The organism is Streptomyces sp. NPDC007917 (assembly GCF_042959105.1).
Taxonomy (GTDB): Bacteria; Actinomycetota; Actinomycetes; order Streptomycetales; family Streptomycetaceae; genus Streptomyces.
Genome location: NZ_JBIBKK010000006.1, coordinates 379,781 through 394,148, shown reverse-complemented (window position 1 = coordinate 394,148; position 14,368 = coordinate 379,781). Strand labels below are relative to the sequence as shown.

General features: G+C 71.6%; 15 protein-coding genes. 7 read left to right on the top strand and 8 right to left on the bottom strand.

Annotated elements, in window-relative coordinates; genetic code table 11:
- Positions 1–67 precede the first annotated feature (67 nt).
- On the bottom strand, positions 68–727 hold the full coding sequence (locus tag ACFZDL_RS14655) for a GNAT family protein (RefSeq protein WP_353589582.1): 660 nt from the start codon (positions 725–727) through the stop codon (positions 68–70).
- A 91-nt stretch (positions 728–818) separates the two neighbouring features.
- On the opposite strand from ACFZDL_RS14655, the gene ACFZDL_RS14650 reads away from it, so the two are divergent.
- A complete protein-coding gene (locus ACFZDL_RS14650) occupies positions 819–1,028 on the top strand; it encodes a helix-turn-helix domain-containing protein (protein WP_353589580.1) in 210 nt (69 codons plus the stop codon).
- On the top strand, positions 1,028–1,606 hold the full coding sequence (locus ACFZDL_RS14645; RefSeq protein WP_353589579.1) for a Clp protease N-terminal domain-containing protein: 579 nt from the start codon (positions 1,028–1,030) through the stop codon (positions 1,604–1,606). Before ACFZDL_RS14650 ends, ACFZDL_RS14645 begins: the two co-directional genes overlap by 1 nt.
- A gap of 58 nt (positions 1,607–1,664) precedes the next feature.
- Here ACFZDL_RS14645 and ACFZDL_RS14640 read toward each other — a convergent pair whose 3' ends face one another.
- Entirely contained in the window at positions 1,665–2,153 is a 489-nt protein-coding gene (locus ACFZDL_RS14640) for a hypothetical protein (RefSeq protein WP_353589577.1), read from the bottom strand.
- Between the two features lie 19 nt (positions 2,154–2,172).
- Complete coding sequence (locus tag ACFZDL_RS14635; protein WP_353589575.1) at positions 2,173–3,633, bottom strand: helix-turn-helix domain-containing protein; 1,461 nt, start codon at positions 3,631–3,633, stop codon at positions 2,173–2,175.
- A gap of 264 nt (positions 3,634–3,897) precedes the next feature.
- Between ACFZDL_RS14635 and ACFZDL_RS14630 the strand changes: the two genes are divergently transcribed.
- Complete coding sequence (locus ACFZDL_RS14630; RefSeq protein ID WP_353589573.1) at positions 3,898–4,221, top strand: hypothetical protein; 324 nt, start codon at positions 3,898–3,900, stop codon at positions 4,219–4,221.
- Entirely contained in the window at positions 4,218–4,412 is a 195-nt protein-coding gene (locus tag ACFZDL_RS14625) for a hypothetical protein (RefSeq protein ID WP_353589571.1), read from the top strand. The genes ACFZDL_RS14630 and ACFZDL_RS14625 overlap by 4 nt, the downstream gene beginning before the upstream one ends.
- A 280-nt stretch (positions 4,413–4,692) precedes the next feature.
- Here the strand turns inward: ACFZDL_RS14625 and ACFZDL_RS14620 are convergent, their stop codons facing one another.
- Positions 4,693–5,577, bottom strand: a complete 885-nt coding sequence (locus ACFZDL_RS14620) for a phosphotransferase (RefSeq protein ID WP_353589570.1) — start codon at positions 5,575–5,577, stop codon at positions 4,693–4,695.
- 160 nt (positions 5,578–5,737) lie between these two features.
- On the opposite strand from ACFZDL_RS14620, the gene ACFZDL_RS14615 reads away from it, so the two are divergent.
- The 3 genes from ACFZDL_RS14615 (at position 5,738) to ACFZDL_RS14605 (ending at position 8,779) form a co-directional block, all read left to right on the top strand.
- The gene (locus ACFZDL_RS14615; RefSeq protein WP_353589568.1) at positions 5,738–5,899 is read left to right on the top strand and encodes a hypothetical protein; all 162 of its coding nucleotides are present in this window, start codon (positions 5,738–5,740) and stop codon (positions 5,897–5,899) included.
- Between the two features lie 142 nt (positions 5,900–6,041).
- Positions 6,042–6,560: a hypothetical protein gene (locus ACFZDL_RS14610; RefSeq protein WP_353589567.1), complete on the top strand. Its 519-nt coding sequence runs from the start codon at positions 6,042–6,044 to the stop codon at positions 6,558–6,560.
- A gap of 11 nt (positions 6,561–6,571) precedes the next feature.
- Entirely contained in the window at positions 6,572–8,779 is a 2,208-nt protein-coding gene (locus tag ACFZDL_RS14605; protein WP_353589565.1) for a DUF6571 family protein, read from the top strand.
- A gap of 96 nt (positions 8,780–8,875) precedes the next feature.
- Here the strand turns inward: ACFZDL_RS14605 and ACFZDL_RS14600 are convergent, their stop codons facing one another.
- The 4 genes from ACFZDL_RS14600 to ACFZDL_RS14585 all read right to left on the bottom strand — a co-directional run bounded on the left by ACFZDL_RS14600 (position 8,876) and on the right by ACFZDL_RS14585 (position 14,367).
- Positions 8,876–11,470 (bottom strand): acyl-CoA dehydrogenase family protein, encoded by a 2,595-nt coding sequence (locus tag ACFZDL_RS14600; RefSeq protein ID WP_353589563.1) that lies wholly within the window; start codon positions 11,468–11,470, stop codon positions 8,876–8,878.
- Positions 11,467–11,739 carry an acyl carrier protein gene (locus ACFZDL_RS14595; protein ID WP_353589561.1) on the bottom strand — a complete coding sequence of 91 codons (273 nt, stop codon included), beginning with the start codon at positions 11,737–11,739 and terminating at the stop codon, positions 11,467–11,469. Before ACFZDL_RS14595 ends, ACFZDL_RS14600 begins: the two co-directional genes overlap by 4 nt.
- Positions 11,740–11,803: 64 nt before the next feature.
- The gene (locus ACFZDL_RS14590) at positions 11,804–13,540 is read right to left on the bottom strand and encodes an acyl-CoA dehydrogenase (RefSeq protein ID WP_353589559.1); all 1,737 of its coding nucleotides are present in this window, start codon (positions 13,538–13,540) and stop codon (positions 11,804–11,806) included.
- Positions 13,537–14,367 carry an acyl-CoA thioesterase gene (locus tag ACFZDL_RS14585; RefSeq protein WP_353589557.1) on the bottom strand — a complete coding sequence of 277 codons (831 nt, stop codon included), beginning with the start codon at positions 14,365–14,367 and terminating at the stop codon, positions 13,537–13,539. The genes ACFZDL_RS14590 and ACFZDL_RS14585 overlap by 4 nt, the downstream gene beginning before the upstream one ends.
- Between the last annotated feature and the right edge of the window lies 1 nt (position 14,368).

The following is a 14,368-nucleotide window of genomic DNA, read 5'->3' as shown; positions in this document are numbered from 1 at the left end:
CCCCGTATGCTCCACGCCGCCCGACCCGATCCCAGCGTTCCATCCGGCCGATCACCGGCGCACACGCTCACTCGCCGTCCGGGGCGCCCACCCCGAACAGCTCCAGGCACGGCTCGAGGCCCGCCACCTCCACCGGGACGGTCCGCCGCGCCTCCCAGTCGGCGCGCTCCAGGCGCAGCCGCTGGAGGGTGCGGGCCTGCCCGCGTACGGACAGCACCTCGAGCCCGTCCGGGCGGTAGCCGATCCGCCGCGAGACGCCCAGCGAGCGCGGGTTCTCCAGCATCGCGGCCGAGATCACGCTGCGCGCCCCCAGGCCCTCGAAGGCCAGATGTGCCACCGCCGCCCGCATCTCCGTGCCGATGCCCTGCCCTTGGTGGGCCAGGCCCAGCCAAGAACCCGTCTCCGCCTGCCGGGTCACCGCGAAGTCGGTCGCGAACAGGTCCTGGCGGCCGACCACCTTGCCCTCGTGCAGCACCGCGAAGCTCATGTTCCACTTCTGCGGGCTCCACTGCGCGATGGTGCCCAGCAGATGCTGGAAGGTGCTGCGTCCCACCTGCTCCGGGGGGTTGTCGGTCCATGCGAAGGAGAACGGCATCTCGGCGGGGTCGTGTACGCCCGCCACCGCGAGGGCGGCCATCTCGTCGAGGAGCTCCAGGTCCGGGAGGCGTAGTTCCAGGCGTGGGGTGGTGAGCCGCAACCCGTAGGGCGGCCAGTAATGGAGTTTCATGACGAGAGGCTGCCGGATGCCGGTTCGCCCGTCGAACCAATTTCGTCAACCGGGGTTGACGCCTTCCGTCGCGTCAACCTACATTGACACCATGACCGAGGCAACGAACCTTGCCGAGCGGGCCGGCGACCAGGACCCCCGGGTCGGGCTGCGTGCCGTCGCCGCGCTCCGCCGGCTGTTGGAGCAACTGGAGGCCGTGCAGGTGCGCAGCGCCCGCGCGAAAGGCTGGTCCTGGCAGGAGATCGCCGCCGAACTGGGCGTCAGTCGGCAGGCGGCCCACAAGAAGCACGGGAGGCGTTGATGTTCGAGAGGTTCACCACCAGCGCGCGCCAGGTCGTCAAGGGCGCCGTGAAGTACGCCGACGGCACAGGCAGCGGGTCGGGCAGCGGCACCGTCGGCGAGGCGGAGCTGCTGCTCGCGCTCCTGGACCGTACAGGCACCCCCGCCGCCGACGTCCTCGCCGCTCTCGGCGCGGCCGGTCGGCGCGCGGCGATCGAGCGCGACCTGGCCGCGGTGCGCCGCCGCGGCGGCATCTCGGCCGCGGACGCGAAGGCCCTGGCCGGGCTCGGCATCGATGTCGAGGAGGTCGTCGCGCGGGTCGAGCGGGTCCATGGCCCGGGCGCCCTCGCCGAGCCGGCGGACACCCCCCGTCGGCGTGGACGCCCGCTCAGGCGCGCCTTCGCGCGGGAGGCCAAATCGGTCCTGGAGCGGTCCCTGCGGATCTCGCTGGGCCGCGGCGACAAGTACATCGGCGATGAGCATCTGCTGCTGGCCCTGACCGCCCGCCCGGGGGTCGCCGCCCATGTGCTCGCCGACCACGGAGTCACGTACGTCCAGGTCGAACAGGCCCTCGCCAGCCGCCGGGCCGAGGCGGGGTAGAGGCGGCCCAACTACGTCGGCCGGTCGGCGTTGGCCTGACTCGCAGCGACGGCTTTCGTCATGCCTGGCGGGACGCACCCCCCGGCCACACGACATCCACAGGGACGCCTGCCTGGCGCGCTTCGTGGACCACGTCTGCGGTGCCGCCGCCCTTGCCGCTTGGCGGCTGCCCGTTCCACACGGCCACCAGGCGGTCGGCGCGCTTCAGCAGCACGGTGTTCGCCGCTTCGTACGCTTGCCGGTTCGCTGTCTCATGCGGCATCACCAGCACCTCGTCCGCAGCCTCCACAAGCCGGTCGAAGGTCTCGGTGTGGTCCGGCTTCACCTTTGCCTGCCGGTAATCCTGGGACGGAATCACCACGACCAGGCTCCCGCCCGCGGCCAGGACCGCATCCGCGAACAGGCTGTCGCTGCCCTTCGCGATGCACGACACGCCGACGAGACGGGAGGGCGCGTAGGCGGCCAGGAGCTCGTCCAACTCGGCACGCACCAGCGGCACCGACTCGTCGGTGAGGTCCATGTGCCCGGTCACGGCGATTGTCGTCATCGCGTTCGTGCCTTCCTTGTCATGCGGTCAGCAGACTCCGGATGCTACTGCGTACTTCGGCGACGGCCCGGGGCACACCGTCGCCCACCGTGTAGGGGTACAGCTGCGCAAGCTGTGCGCGCACACGTCCTGAGCGAAGTCCGGATGCGGCCTCAACCGCGCGGAGAGAGTCGTCGGCGGCGCCCGTGATGTCGCCGAGCAGGAAGGCGCATTCTGCGAGGCCGATCCAGTCAAGAGCATGGCTGCGGCCAGCCTCCGGTCCGCGCTGTTCCAGAGCGGCGCGGATGTGGTCGGCAGCCGACTCGGCGTAGGCGCGGGGTTCTTCGCGGGCCATGTCCAAGAGCCTGCCACCAGTAACTCCGGCGAGTTCGGCATCGTCGAAGTAGCCGATCCAGTACGGCTCCGCATCGGGACGGTCGGCGTCGCCGAGCGCCTCTGCGGCCTGCGCGGTCGCACGCCGGAATCCCGACGGGCGGTCCATGCAAGCCAGTGCCCAGGCCTCGCGCGTATGGAGCATCGCCCGCAACCTGGGTCCCGCTGTGTGACGGACGCCGTCCTGAGCGAGGCGGACGAGTTCGAGGGCGTCCCGCGGCCGGTCTTGGTAGAGCATCTGCCGGGCCATGCCGGCCAGCACGTTGGCACCAAATGTGTTGTCGCCACCTGAGTGGGCCGCACGGAGCGCGAGGCGATAGTAGTCCTGGGCGCGGCGCTGCTGGCCGACGTCCCAGGCCATCGAGGCGGCACTGCCGGCGAGTTGGGCCATGACTCCGTAGAGGCGGCTTTCGATGGCCGGGACCTGGTGCTCGTCGAGTAGGGCGGCCACGTCGGCGAGCTGCCCGGCCACTGCCCTTCTGCGGAGACCACCTCCGCCGGTGCGGCCCCACCGGCGAAAGGCGCGCGCGGTGGCTTCCAACTGTTCGACCTCGCGCATGCCAAGGTGGCCGGGACGGCGTGCTCGGTCATCAGTGGCGGTGGGCGTACGCCACCCGTCGAGGGCGTCGAGAAGCGGCGCCCCAGTGACGGCGGCGCCGGCGAGGGCGCGCGTTGCGGCTCGTCGGTCCACCACAAGATCGCTCCTGGTCAGGTCGGCGGCCATGCCGGTGGTGGCCTCCGGCCGCCACGGTACGGCGTCGGCATCCGCTTGCCCGGTGCGGGGGCCGGACGTCTGCGGTTCTCCCTGTGTGGTCTTCGCGCTCTCCCACGGGCGGGGTGCGAGGCCAACGAGTTGCCCGGGGATGCGCAGCCCGTCGGCGATCCGGCGAATGACCTCTATGGAGGTCACCCTGCTGGACCCGTTCATGATCGTGGATACCTTGCCGGGGGTGAGTCGGCAGGCGGCGGCGATCCGGTTCTGTGACAGGCCGCCCCACTTTTTGATGAGGCGGAAAGCCGCAGCGAAGTCGTGCTCATCCAGGGCTCGACGTAAGTCGTCCCTGTCAAGGACGGCCGGGGCGAGCGGGCCGGGGGCGGTGGCATCCATGAGGCCAACTTCCGGTTGATCGTAGGCGCAGGCGATGAGGTGTACCGAACCCAAAACGAGCGTATTACCGCCTCGGTAACACCCGCCGGTTATCCCGTGATCGCCGTCACACGACCAATCTCAATGTGTGCCCAAGAACCTTCACCGATGACACCGGGGGCCGATATGCCGGCGAAACTCCGAACCTTGCCGTGGACGCCGCCCAGCGGCAACGACCTACAGTTGCAGCCCGCTGGTAAAGCGTGGGACGCCGTCAGAGCGTCCATGCTCGTCGGAGAGCATGCGCTCAAACTGCTCGGCGACGAGTCCGGCGCCGTCATCCAGGACAAGCACGGCCCCATGTACTGGCTCGTTATGCTGGGCGCCGCCGAAGGCTGGAACGTGCGGCAGGTCCATGTGCTCGGCGCTTCCCTAGCCACAGCCAGCTACATCGGTGTACCGCCCGCGCATTGGACCAGCCGACCGGGCACCCACTGGCGCATCCCCGTGGGCCCCGGCCGCTACCTCACCGACGCCCGACTGCTGTGCGGGGCGCTCGTCTTGGCCGCTCTCGCCGAGCTCGGTCCGGCCGAGGAGACCGGCTGGTGACGTCTCAGGTCTGCGCGCGCTGCGACAAGCCGACCGCCAAACCGGTCATCGTGGGACATGTGCACTCCGCCAGCGTCGGGGGCCGCACTGCCTACGCGTGTCCCGACTGCGCGCCCAGCTTCCCGAAGGAGCCTGACCCGCTCGCCGAGATCGCCGCCCTGTGCCGCGCCCGACAGCAAGGCAGGGCCTGATGGCCGCCTGGATGTCCGCTTACTGCCGTCTCGCGACGCGAGACCCCCGGTACGCCGAAGTGCACGAGTGGTGCCGCGTCCCCGCATCCGCCCCGCTCGAACCATGCGGGTGCGACTGCCACAGGGAGAAGGCGCTGCCCCATCTGGATGAGGTCGCCCCGCAACCCGGAAAGGAGGCGAGCACCGCATGCACGGCCGATCCCAGTACGACGTGACCCCTGACGGGCGCCAGCGGATAAGCGTGGGCGAACTGATCGGCGGACCCTCCGACGCCGCATGATCACGCGGGCCGCGGTGCCGGGTCCACCGGCTCTGTCAGGCCCGCATACGCCTCGGCGAGGCGTTCTCGGTTCTCCGCCTCGGATGTGGCGCCCCGGATGATCCCCCGCTCGATCCGAGAGGCGAAGTAGATGGCATGGCACATCCACCGCAGCCTGACGAAGACGCCGAGATGACGTAGTTCTCCGCCGACTTCCGGAGCAACGTGCCGATAGCCCTCCAGGCACGGCGGCAGCGCCTCCGGGGTCTCCCGGGTCATCACTGCGAAACTGGCGAGATCGTAAAGGAGCGGCGCCTCCATGGCGGCGGCCCAGTCGATGAGGCCATCGTCTTGAGGCGACTCGTCACGCAGGCGGAAGGCGTCCAGCCCTGGGTCGCCGTGCACCACCCCCATGCGTGGCGAGATACGGGCCGTGACGTCGCGAGCCGTGTCGAGGGCACGCGCTGCCGCGTCGCGGACCCTGGACGCCATAGGCAGTTCCTGCAAGCAGACATCGGCCCACGCCCACGGCCACGTGTGCTGCTCGCTTACGCCCACTATGTCAGCTCCGACAGCCAGCTGAGCCCGAGCCAGGGCGCCCCCTACGCGTCGCATGTCGTCGTCCGACACAGCCGAGGGCGATCGTCCGGGAACGTACTGCAGCAAGGCGAGCACCCCCTCTGGCAGATCAACAGCCAAGCGGCCGTCGGCCGTGAGAACGGGGGCGCCGCTCGGGAAACCACGGGAAGCAGCAGCGCTCGCTACCCGCAAGCCACTACAAAATGCGTCACCGTCCTTGGAGTCGGCCAGCTTGGCCACATACTGGGCGGACTCATCACCGGAAGACACCCGGACAAGCCAGGTGGTCGAGTTCCAACCGCCGGCGAGCTTCTGGACCGACTGCACGGGCCTGCCCCACAGGGCAAGCACGGCCAGTAACTGATCAGGGCCGATGACGGTACCTCCTCGGACGAGACCGACGGGCCAGGCTACCGCTCCCTACCCGCGTGGGATTGCAAAGCGAAACAGGCATTCACCCGTCACGAATAGCCGTGATGACTCGCGCTTGGATCCGGACAGCGTCGCCCCGGCCGCGCACATCGGCCACGACGGGGCCTTCCGCGACGCTGCTGAGCTGACCGCGATGCTGCGCACCGCCGCCGACCTCGCCGAGGCGGTGGCCCCGGCCGTCCGGCAGTTTTTGAACTCCGTGCCACAGGTGCGCTGACCTGCGACGAAGCCCACGATCTACAGCTGGTGTAGGGGTGTTGTTTCCATCCTCGTAAAGATCTGTATTCCGTCGTCCCGAACCATGCCGAGGGGATAGTCGACGGCACCACGCCGTGTGTAGGGACGGGGGGAAGTTCAAGATGTCCTTCGACGAGGAATGGGCCGGGCTCAAGGCCGCCGCGCAGGAGGAGCACTCGGTGGCGGGGCGGTCCAGCGGTATGCGGCTCAACCAGCTCGACGGTGGCGGTGGCGGTGGTGGTGGGAGCACCCCGTTCGGCGGGCTGTGCTCGAGTCCGGCGCAGAAGAAGACAGCGGCCGGGGTCATCGAGGACGAGCTGGAGCCGGGCCTGACCAAGGCGGGCGACGACGCGGACTCCAAGTCCAACACCGCGATCAGCGAGTTCCAAGGCTGGGACACGGCGCTTGGGCTCAAGCACGTCCTGACCGAGTGGCGGACCCAGGTGAAGGCCCTGACGAAGCGGATCGGCGGGGAGAAGGAGGCCCTGCGGGGCACCAACACCCTGCTCACGGGCACGGACCTGCACACCGGTTCCAGCTTCTGCGGCATCTACGGGTTCCAGAACAACTCGTACGGCACCTCCGCCAACGGCGGTTCGCAGCCCTCGCTGCCCCTCCCCCTCACCTCCTCGCACCCCTGAGAGGGAAGCAGATGGTCACCTACCGCCAGGTCATGGACACCGACCTCGCCAAGCTGACCGACGCCGCCCAGGCGTGGGACGACATGGCCGACCAGCTCCAGAAGCTGGAGACGACGTACCAGACCAAGGTTCAGAAGATCAGCGCCGGCATGTCCTGGCGCGGTGTCAGCGCCAACACGGCCGCCAACACCGCCGTCCAGACCCGCCATGAGTTCGACGCTGCCCAGGTGGAGGCGCGGGCCGTCGCGGATCTGCTGCGCGATGCCCACGGCCAGTTCGTGCGGCTGGTGGCCGCGGTCAAGGACGCGGTCAAGGAGGCGCAGCAGGCCGGGATGAAGGTCGACGCCGACGGCCGGTGCACCTTCGACTACGCCAAGGCCACCAAGGAGGAGGCCTCCGCCGCCCACCACGACCCCGACCTCCCGGAGACCGAGCGCTCCTGGACCAAGAGGATCGAGCAGGCCGTCCAGGCCGTCGACGACGCCGACTACGGCGTCAAGCTCGCGCTGCGGGAGTCCGTGAGGGACACCGACGGCAAGGGGGACCTGAAGGGCTTCAACGGGGCCGCGCAGGGCGATGTCGAGGTGTACGAGGGGCGGCGGGCCACGGAGCTCGGGGAGAAGCTCGTCGACGGGAAGCTGTCGCCGGCGGAGCTGAAGGAAATGCAGATCCTGATGCGCAACAACGCGCAGAGCAAGCCCTTCAGCCAGACGTTCCTCAGCGGCCTGGGCCCCGGGGAGGCCATCAAGCTGAGCGACAAGCTCGTCGGGCTCTCGTACAACCGCGACGGCTCGGTCAGCAACACCGAATATCTCTCCGTGGAGCAGGGGCTGGCCCATTCGGTGGCCACGGCCACCGCGGTGCCGGGAACCCTCAAGGAGCGCCCGCCCGGCTCACCGCAGTTCAACGCCTGGCTGAACAGCCCGGACGGAAAGTTCTTCCGCGAGTGGACGGAAGGCGTCCGGAAGGTGGGCTTCGAGAAGTACGGCAGCAAGCAGGTGCCACGGTACGGCTACCAGTCGTATCTGACCATGCTCCAGAACTACGACAAGTTCGACGACCAGTACCTCTACACACTGGGCGACGACATCATCAAGGCGGAGAAGAAACAGCCTTCGGGCGTGTGGGACGAGTGGACCGGCGCCGACCCCAAATTCGTCAACGATCCGCTCGACACCGTCCTCGGCCTCATGAGCAAGGACCCCGACACCGCCACCGCGTTCCTCGACCCCGAGGGCAAGGGGCCGCTGAAGAACGACCACCTCACCTATCTCATCGAGCAGCGCGACTGGCCGAAGAACGTGCTGAACAGCGTCGGCCCGCCCCAGTCGATGGACGACACGTTCGGCAAGATGGGCTTCGGCGCCGCGCTCGAAGCGGCCGCCACCGGCCATGTCCCGGGCAGCGATTACCCCCTGGGGAAGCACACCGAGGACCAGGCCCGGGTGATGTACCAGGCCATCGAATCGCTCAACAAGGCGGGCGCGGCCGAGAACCTGGACCCCATGCTGCGCCGGCCGATGGCGAACATCCTCGCCGACTACACCCCCGACCTGCACCAGACCCTCGCCCGCGACAACCCCCTCTACCGCGAGCACAACGGACTCTGGAACGACAACGGCGAGCTCAGGGTCTCCGTCCCCGAGGAACACCTCGTCAAGATCATGCGCGGGGTCGCCAACGACCCCAGCGCGTTCGCGGATCTCTACAACGCCGAGCGGCACTACGCGGCGGGGACCTTCGCCGGCATGCCGGAGAAGATCTCCGAGCACACCCGGGTGCCGATCCAGGAGGCGTCCTCGGCCCTCGGCATGTACGACGGGGTGCGTGCGGACGTCCTCTTCGACGACCGCGACAAGAAGATCCAGTGGGAACGGGACTTCAACAACGCCCTCACCAGCGTCACCAGCATCGGCCCGAAGTTCGTGTCCAACAACGCCGCCGCGTTCGGCTCCGAGATCCTCTACCGGATCATCCGCTCCGAATCCCACAGCATCATGTGGGATCGCATCAAAGAGGCCAACCTGGACGCGAGCGTGGAGAACGCCAAACAGTTCACGGCGGGCCAGAAGGAGGTCGACTCCATGGTTGCCAACTGGGCACAGACCCACGGCCACGCCAAGGACAGCGACTACACCAAGGACCTCATCGGCATCGGCCAGACCAAGCACGCCGAGGGCCGCAACCAGGCCCTGATCCATCTGCGCGCCGACTACTGAGCCGCCGCCCCGCGGCCGGTGCGGTCCCGCACCGGCCGCGGGTCCCGCACCGGCCGCGGGTCCCGCACCGGCCGCGGGTCCCGCACCGGCCGTACGTCAGGCGGGGCGCCGCGCCGCGATCAGCCGGATGCCGAGCGCGGCGTCGTCCCACGCGGTCCGCACATGCCCGAGACCCGCCGCCCTCAGCGCGCCCTCGACCTCGCCGTCCTCGGGCGTACGCCCGCCCGCGAGCGCGAGGTCCAGGCGCGCCGCCGCGGCGCCCAGCGGGCGCTTGGGCGGCAGGGGGCACGGCAGGACGACCCAGCCGCCGGGCAGCAGCGCCTCCCCGGCCGCGGCGACGGCCGCCCGCAGCCGCCCGGGGTCCGGCAGTCCGGCGGCGGGCAGCCAGGCGAGCGCGAGCCGGTCGCCCGCCGTGAAGCCCGCCTCCGGGGCGTTCCTGGCGTCGTCGACCCGGACCCGTACCTCACCCTCACCCTCGCCCCCGGCTCCGGCCGCGCCCATGGCCACCGGCTCCGGCTCCGACGCGAGCACCGGGACGAACGGGATGTGACGCGCCAGCTCGGCGGCGGACCGGCCGCCGTCCCCGGCCGCGCAGCCCACCTGCGCCCCGGGCCGGTCCAGCAGCTCCGGCAGCCCCTCCAGCCTGCCCAGCAGCGAGTTGACCAGCACATCCGCCAGCGGCGCCGCCTCGCCTCCGCACCCGGTCAGCGACTCGCGCCCCGCGACCGGCTTCCCGTCTGAGCGGCCTCGGGGAGGTGGGGTGCGTTCCCGCGTCGTCCGGTGCGGTGCAGCGCAAGGCGGAGCGGCGCCCTCGTACTGGGCGTACTCGGGTGCTGCGACAACGCGGCGAGGTGCCGTGCTGGGCGGTGTGGGGGCGTGCCTCACTTCCCCGAGGTCGCTCAGCAGCCGGGCCCCGCCGTCCAGCGCGCGCCGCAGCCGCGCCGCGAACGCCGAGGCGCGCGGGCCGCCGATCAGCACCCGCTCCAGGCCCTCGTCGGCGACGTACCGGCCCTCGCCGTCCCGGTGCACCACCGAGGCGGCCACCAGGGCCTCAAGCAGCCCCTCGGCGAGGCCGGGCGGCAGCAGATCCCCGGCCGCCTCCCGTACCGTGCACGGCTCCAGCAGCCGGGCCAGCAGCCCGGTCTCGTGCGCCACCCCGCACGCCAGCAGGCCCCACGCCCCCGCCGCCAGGCGGGCGAGCCGCCCCTCGAACAGGCCCGCCGGCCCCTGCGGCAGCGCCTCCGGCGCCCGGCCCGCCCGTACGGCTGCCACCAGGGCGTGCGCCCGCTCGAGCAGCGCGGCCACCGCGGCCACCGCGCCGCGCCGGTCCGGGCCGAAAGCGTCGGGAGCGTCGAGCCCGGCCGCCGAGACCACCGCCGCCACCGCGTCGGCGAACTCCCCGCCGGCCCCGTGCGCGGCGGCGTGCAGCGCCCACCACCCGTCCGCCAGCTTGGACACGGTCCGCTCGGCGGCCTCCTCCCGGACCCGCTTGCCCTCCAGGCCGACGATCGTGCGCTGACCCAGCTGCAGCAGCAGCATCTCCTGGGAGCCCTGACCGGAGATCAGGCCCAGGATGTCGCGCATGAACCGCTCCCACGGGAACGCGGACATGTACGCCTCGCCGCCCTGCAGGCTCATCACCAGCCGGCCGACGCGCAGCGCGCACTCCGACGCATGGTGCTTGGCGACGGTCGCGAACTCGTCGAAGTACGGGTCGCGGTCCGGCGACCTGGTGCCGTCCAGCGCCCGGTAGACGCTCGCGCGGGCCGACTGCAGCAGCATGCGCATCTCGCCCACCGACCGCTCGACGTTGGGGTATTCGAGCACCCGGCGCCCGCCCCGCCTGCGCGGGTTCAGCGCCTCCACACAGTTCTCGATCACCCCGTCCAGCGCGCCCAGCACCCCGCACGCGCTCATCGTCCGCCGGATGCGCGCATAGGTGTTCAGCTCGCTGAGCGCGTCCGCGCGCCACACGAGCCGCGCCGGGGGCAGCCGCACCTCGTGCAGGATCACCTGGCCCAGGCCCATGGTGTGCATGCCCATGGTGTCCATGTGCACGGGGGTGACGCCCGGGTCGTCCTTCTCGACGAGGAACGCCAGCATGTCGTTGGACGCCTCGTCGCGCAGGAACAGCACAAAGAGGTCGGCGAAGCGCGCCCCGGCCAGAAACCGCTTGGCGCCGTTCAGCACCCAAACGTCGTTTTCCAGCCGCGCTGTGGAGTGGTAGTCGTACGGGTCCCGGCTCTCGTACGCGCCCTGCACGCCGAACCGCCGCCCGGCCACCAGGTCAGGAACGTAGGTCTCGATCAGCTCCGGTGTGCCGCTGGACAGGATCAGCTCGGTGATCTCGACGCTGATGTCGAGCAGGACCGCGAAGCCGGGGTCGCGCGAGAGACGGGCGATCTCCTCGACCACCACGCCCCACGCCAGTTTGTCCCGCCCCTCGCCGCCGATCTCGGCCGGCAGCGAGAACCCCAACAGCCCCAGCTCGCCGGCCTGCTCGAAGACGCGGTTGTCGAGCGGCCGGCACTCCTTGTTGCGGAAGTGCGAGCCGGGGTTGGCCACCTCCAGGACGAAGCTTCCGAACCTGCGCCGGGCCTCGCGGCGGATCCGCTCGATCTCGGCGTCGAGGGTGTGCTGTTCCGGGGCCGCCCGGTTCATCACATCGGCGGCGTGCGCCCGGTCCGTCATGCCCCGACCTCCTGGGCAGCGGCGTCCAGCTCGCGCACCAGGTCCTGAAGCGTCTCCTCGCCGAGGAACCGCTCCAGCGGGATGGTGGCGCCGGTGCGCTCCTCGACCTCGACGGAGAGCTGGGCCGCGGTGAGCGAGTCGATGCCGATCTCGCCCAGCGGCCGGTCGACGGGCAGCCGCTGCCCGTCCAGGCCCAGCAGCTCCCCGATCAGTGAGGGCAGCCAGGCGCCGGCGGACCCGGCGGTGCCGTCGCGGTGTTCGGTGGTCATGGCGTCCTCCCAAACGCGGCCGGAATGCGGCCTGGATGCGGCCCGAGTGTGGCCTGGATGCGGCCTAGATGCGGCCCGGCGCGGACCCCCGGTACTGCGGGGCGAGCCGCTGCGGTACGAGGGAGAACGCGCGATCGTCGTCGTCAAGGTCGTGCAGTCGGCGCACCAGCAGGTCCTCGGCCTCCCGGTCCGGCGGGGCCGGGAACCCCAGCCGCTCCACCACGCGGCGCAGCGCGGCCGAGAGCCAGGCCCGGTCGGCGGCCAGACCGCCGAGCGCGTCCCGGCGGAGCAGCCAGGTGTGCAGACAGCAGGCGCCGGCGTGCACCAGACAGTGCCGGCGGGCCGCCTCGTACGCCTCACCGGTGCGCGCCGTGCCGAGCCCGCGCAGCGTCTCGCGCGTCTCGTCGCGGACCTTCAGCAGCGTGTGCCCGAGCGAGAACAGCTCCTGGTCGTCGCCCAGCGCCGCGACCGTCTCGTCGAGGAGGTCGACCACCTCGTCGGCGGCCCCGTAGGTGAGCGACGGGCGCTGGTCCCGGGGCGCCACCGAAGTCACCGGCTCGCCGAACCCGAACAGCAGCGGCAGGGGCACCTCGGCCCGCGACCCCCCGGCGCGCCGCCGCGCCCCGCTGACCAGCTGCGCGCGGACCGTGTCCAGCTGCACCAGCTGGGTGCCCTCGAACACCGGGGTGATCGCCACATCGCGCGCCAGCTTCTGGAACGCCCCGTCCGCGACCCCCTCACGCAGATAGGCCCGGGCGCTCAGCACCTCGCCGCACGCGTTCACCGCGTCCACGCAGAGCGCGGGCACCACGTACTTGGCCACCGCGGACCACAGCGCCATCCGCTGCCGCGCCACATCGAGGGCGCGCGCCGCGGCAAGACCGGTGCACTCCGCGATCAGCAGGTCGGCGAAGGCGCGCGCCAGCAGCGAGCGCACCGGGGCCAGCGCCAGCGCCGGCTCGCCGTACAGCACCCGCCCGCGCGCGTGGCGCAGCGCGATGCGCAGCGCCGTGTCGGCGGCGCCGAGGCTGCTCCCGCCCACCAGCGTCCGGGTGAACTGGAGCATGCCGGTGACCATTTCGATGCCGCGGCCCGGCCGTCCGATCACGGCGTCTGAGCCGACCCGGCAGTCGTCGAGGACGAAGCCGCTCAGGTCGTGGCCGCGCAGTCCGTGGGTGGGCACCTTCGGCAGCCGCCGCACCGCGTCGCCGCCGACGGCCTCGAAGTCCACCAGGAACAGCCCGAAGGACGGGTCGGAGGCGGCGAGCACGGTGGCGAACGAGGACCGCCGGCCGTTGCCGACCAGCCACTTCCTCCCGTTCAGCACAAACCCGTCGCCTGTGGGCGCCGCGCGGGTGGCGGTGGCGAGCAGATCGCTGCCCGCCGCCTCCTCGCTGATGCCGGCGGTGCCCCAGGCGCGGCCGAGCGCCAGCTCGGCGACGCGGCGCCGCTGCGCGTCGTCGCCCCAGGTCCACACCGGCGCGGTGGCCAGCAGCGTCGAGCCGAACCCGACCGAGACCGCGAGCTCCCGGCGCGAGGCGGCGCGCACCACGGCCAGCAGCGATTCGAACGAGCCGAGCCGGCCGCCCTCGGTGACCGGCACCAGGTGCTCGTGCAGCCCGGCCGCCCAGGCCGCCTCGTACGCCGCGGTGGGCTCGGCCTCCAGGTCGTCCGCGCGCACCCCGCCCGCCAGCGACATGCCGGTGTCCGGATCGAACGGGCAGCCCAGCGCCCGCTCCAGCTCCTCCGCCGCCGCAAACGCCGCAAACGCCGAGAACGCGGCCGGCGATGCCCCGGTCATACGTGCTCCACCACGATCGCGTACGGCCCGCTGCCGTCGTCACCGTCGAGCCCCAGCTCATGGACGAACGCGAGCCGGCCGGCGTGGCGGTGGACGGTGGTGCGCACCCGCAGCAGATCCCACAGCTGACCGGCCCGCAGCCAGGTCGCGTCGACGCGGCGGACCCCCTCGGCCAGCGCGCGCCGCAGCTCCGGCACCTTCCCGCCGTGCCGCATCACGCACTCCTCGCGCGCGCCGCCCGCGAACCCGAGGGATTCGGCCCAGTACCACTGGTCGGCCACCTCGCAGTGGTGGCGGTGGACCCGGAACGTCGTGGTGTGCGAGGCGATCCGCTCGCCCTCGCGCTCGTACGTGCCCAACAGGGCGCGCACCGGCGACAGATACGGGGCGCGCTCGACCTCGTCGTCCGCGAAGCCCGCCACGAACGAGTCCGGCAGCGTCGTCGGCGCGCCCGAGAGCGCCTGGTCGCCGCTGAGCCGCAGCGGCACCGAGGTGGCGCGGGTGCGCACCGCCACGCCCGCCGGGCCCGAGACCTCCATCTCCATCTCCAGCTGCGAGGAGCGCGGTCCGCGCACCCGGGCGCGCACCTCGACCAGCGCCTCGTCGGCGTCGAGGAACCGCAGGGGCTGCTCGTACTCCAGCTGCCAGGCCCACAGCACGAATCCCACCTGGTGCTCGGAGACCAGCGTGCGGTGGCTGCACACATGGTCGCGCAGCCAGCGGGTGCCGGCCTGGAAGGCGAGCCGCCCGACGGCGGTGGGCTGCAGCCGGTCCGGGGTGAACAGGCTCGCGTCGAGCACGACCTCGTAGGTGGAGCTGCGCGGCATC

Coding starts and splice junctions, on each gene's coding strand:
- ACFZDL_RS14655 (WP_353589582.1), bottom strand. CDS start 727: ATGAAACTCCATTACTGGCCGCCCTACGGGTTGCGGCTCACCACCCCA.
- ACFZDL_RS14650 (WP_353589580.1), top strand. CDS start 819: ATGACCGAGGCAACGAACCTTGCCGAGCGGGCCGGCGACCAGGACCCC.
- ACFZDL_RS14645 (WP_353589579.1), top strand. CDS start 1,028: ATGTTCGAGAGGTTCACCACCAGCGCGCGCCAGGTCGTCAAGGGCGCC.
- ACFZDL_RS14640 (WP_353589577.1), bottom strand. CDS start 2,153: ATGACGACAATCGCCGTGACCGGGCACATGGACCTCACCGACGAGTCG.
- ACFZDL_RS14635 (WP_353589575.1), bottom strand. CDS start 3,633: ATGGATGCCACCGCCCCCGGCCCGCTCGCCCCGGCCGTCCTTGACAGG.
- ACFZDL_RS14630 (WP_353589573.1), top strand. CDS start 3,898: ATGCTCGTCGGAGAGCATGCGCTCAAACTGCTCGGCGACGAGTCCGGC.
- ACFZDL_RS14610 (WP_353589567.1), top strand. CDS start 6,042: ATGTCCTTCGACGAGGAATGGGCCGGGCTCAAGGCCGCCGCGCAGGAG.
- ACFZDL_RS14605 (WP_353589565.1), top strand. CDS start 6,572: ATGGTCACCTACCGCCAGGTCATGGACACCGACCTCGCCAAGCTGACC.
- ACFZDL_RS14600 (WP_353589563.1), bottom strand. CDS start 11,470: ATGACGGACCGGGCGCACGCCGCCGATGTGATGAACCGGGCGGCCCCG.
- ACFZDL_RS14595 (WP_353589561.1), bottom strand. CDS start 11,739: ATGACCACCGAACACCGCGACGGCACCGCCGGGTCCGCCGGCGCCTGG.
- ACFZDL_RS14590 (WP_353589559.1), bottom strand. CDS start 13,540: ATGACCGGGGCATCGCCGGCCGCGTTCTCGGCGTTTGCGGCGTTTGCG.
- ACFZDL_RS14585 (WP_353589557.1), bottom strand. CDS start 14,367: ATGCCGCGCAGCTCCACCTACGAGGTCGTGCTCGACGCGAGCCTGTTC.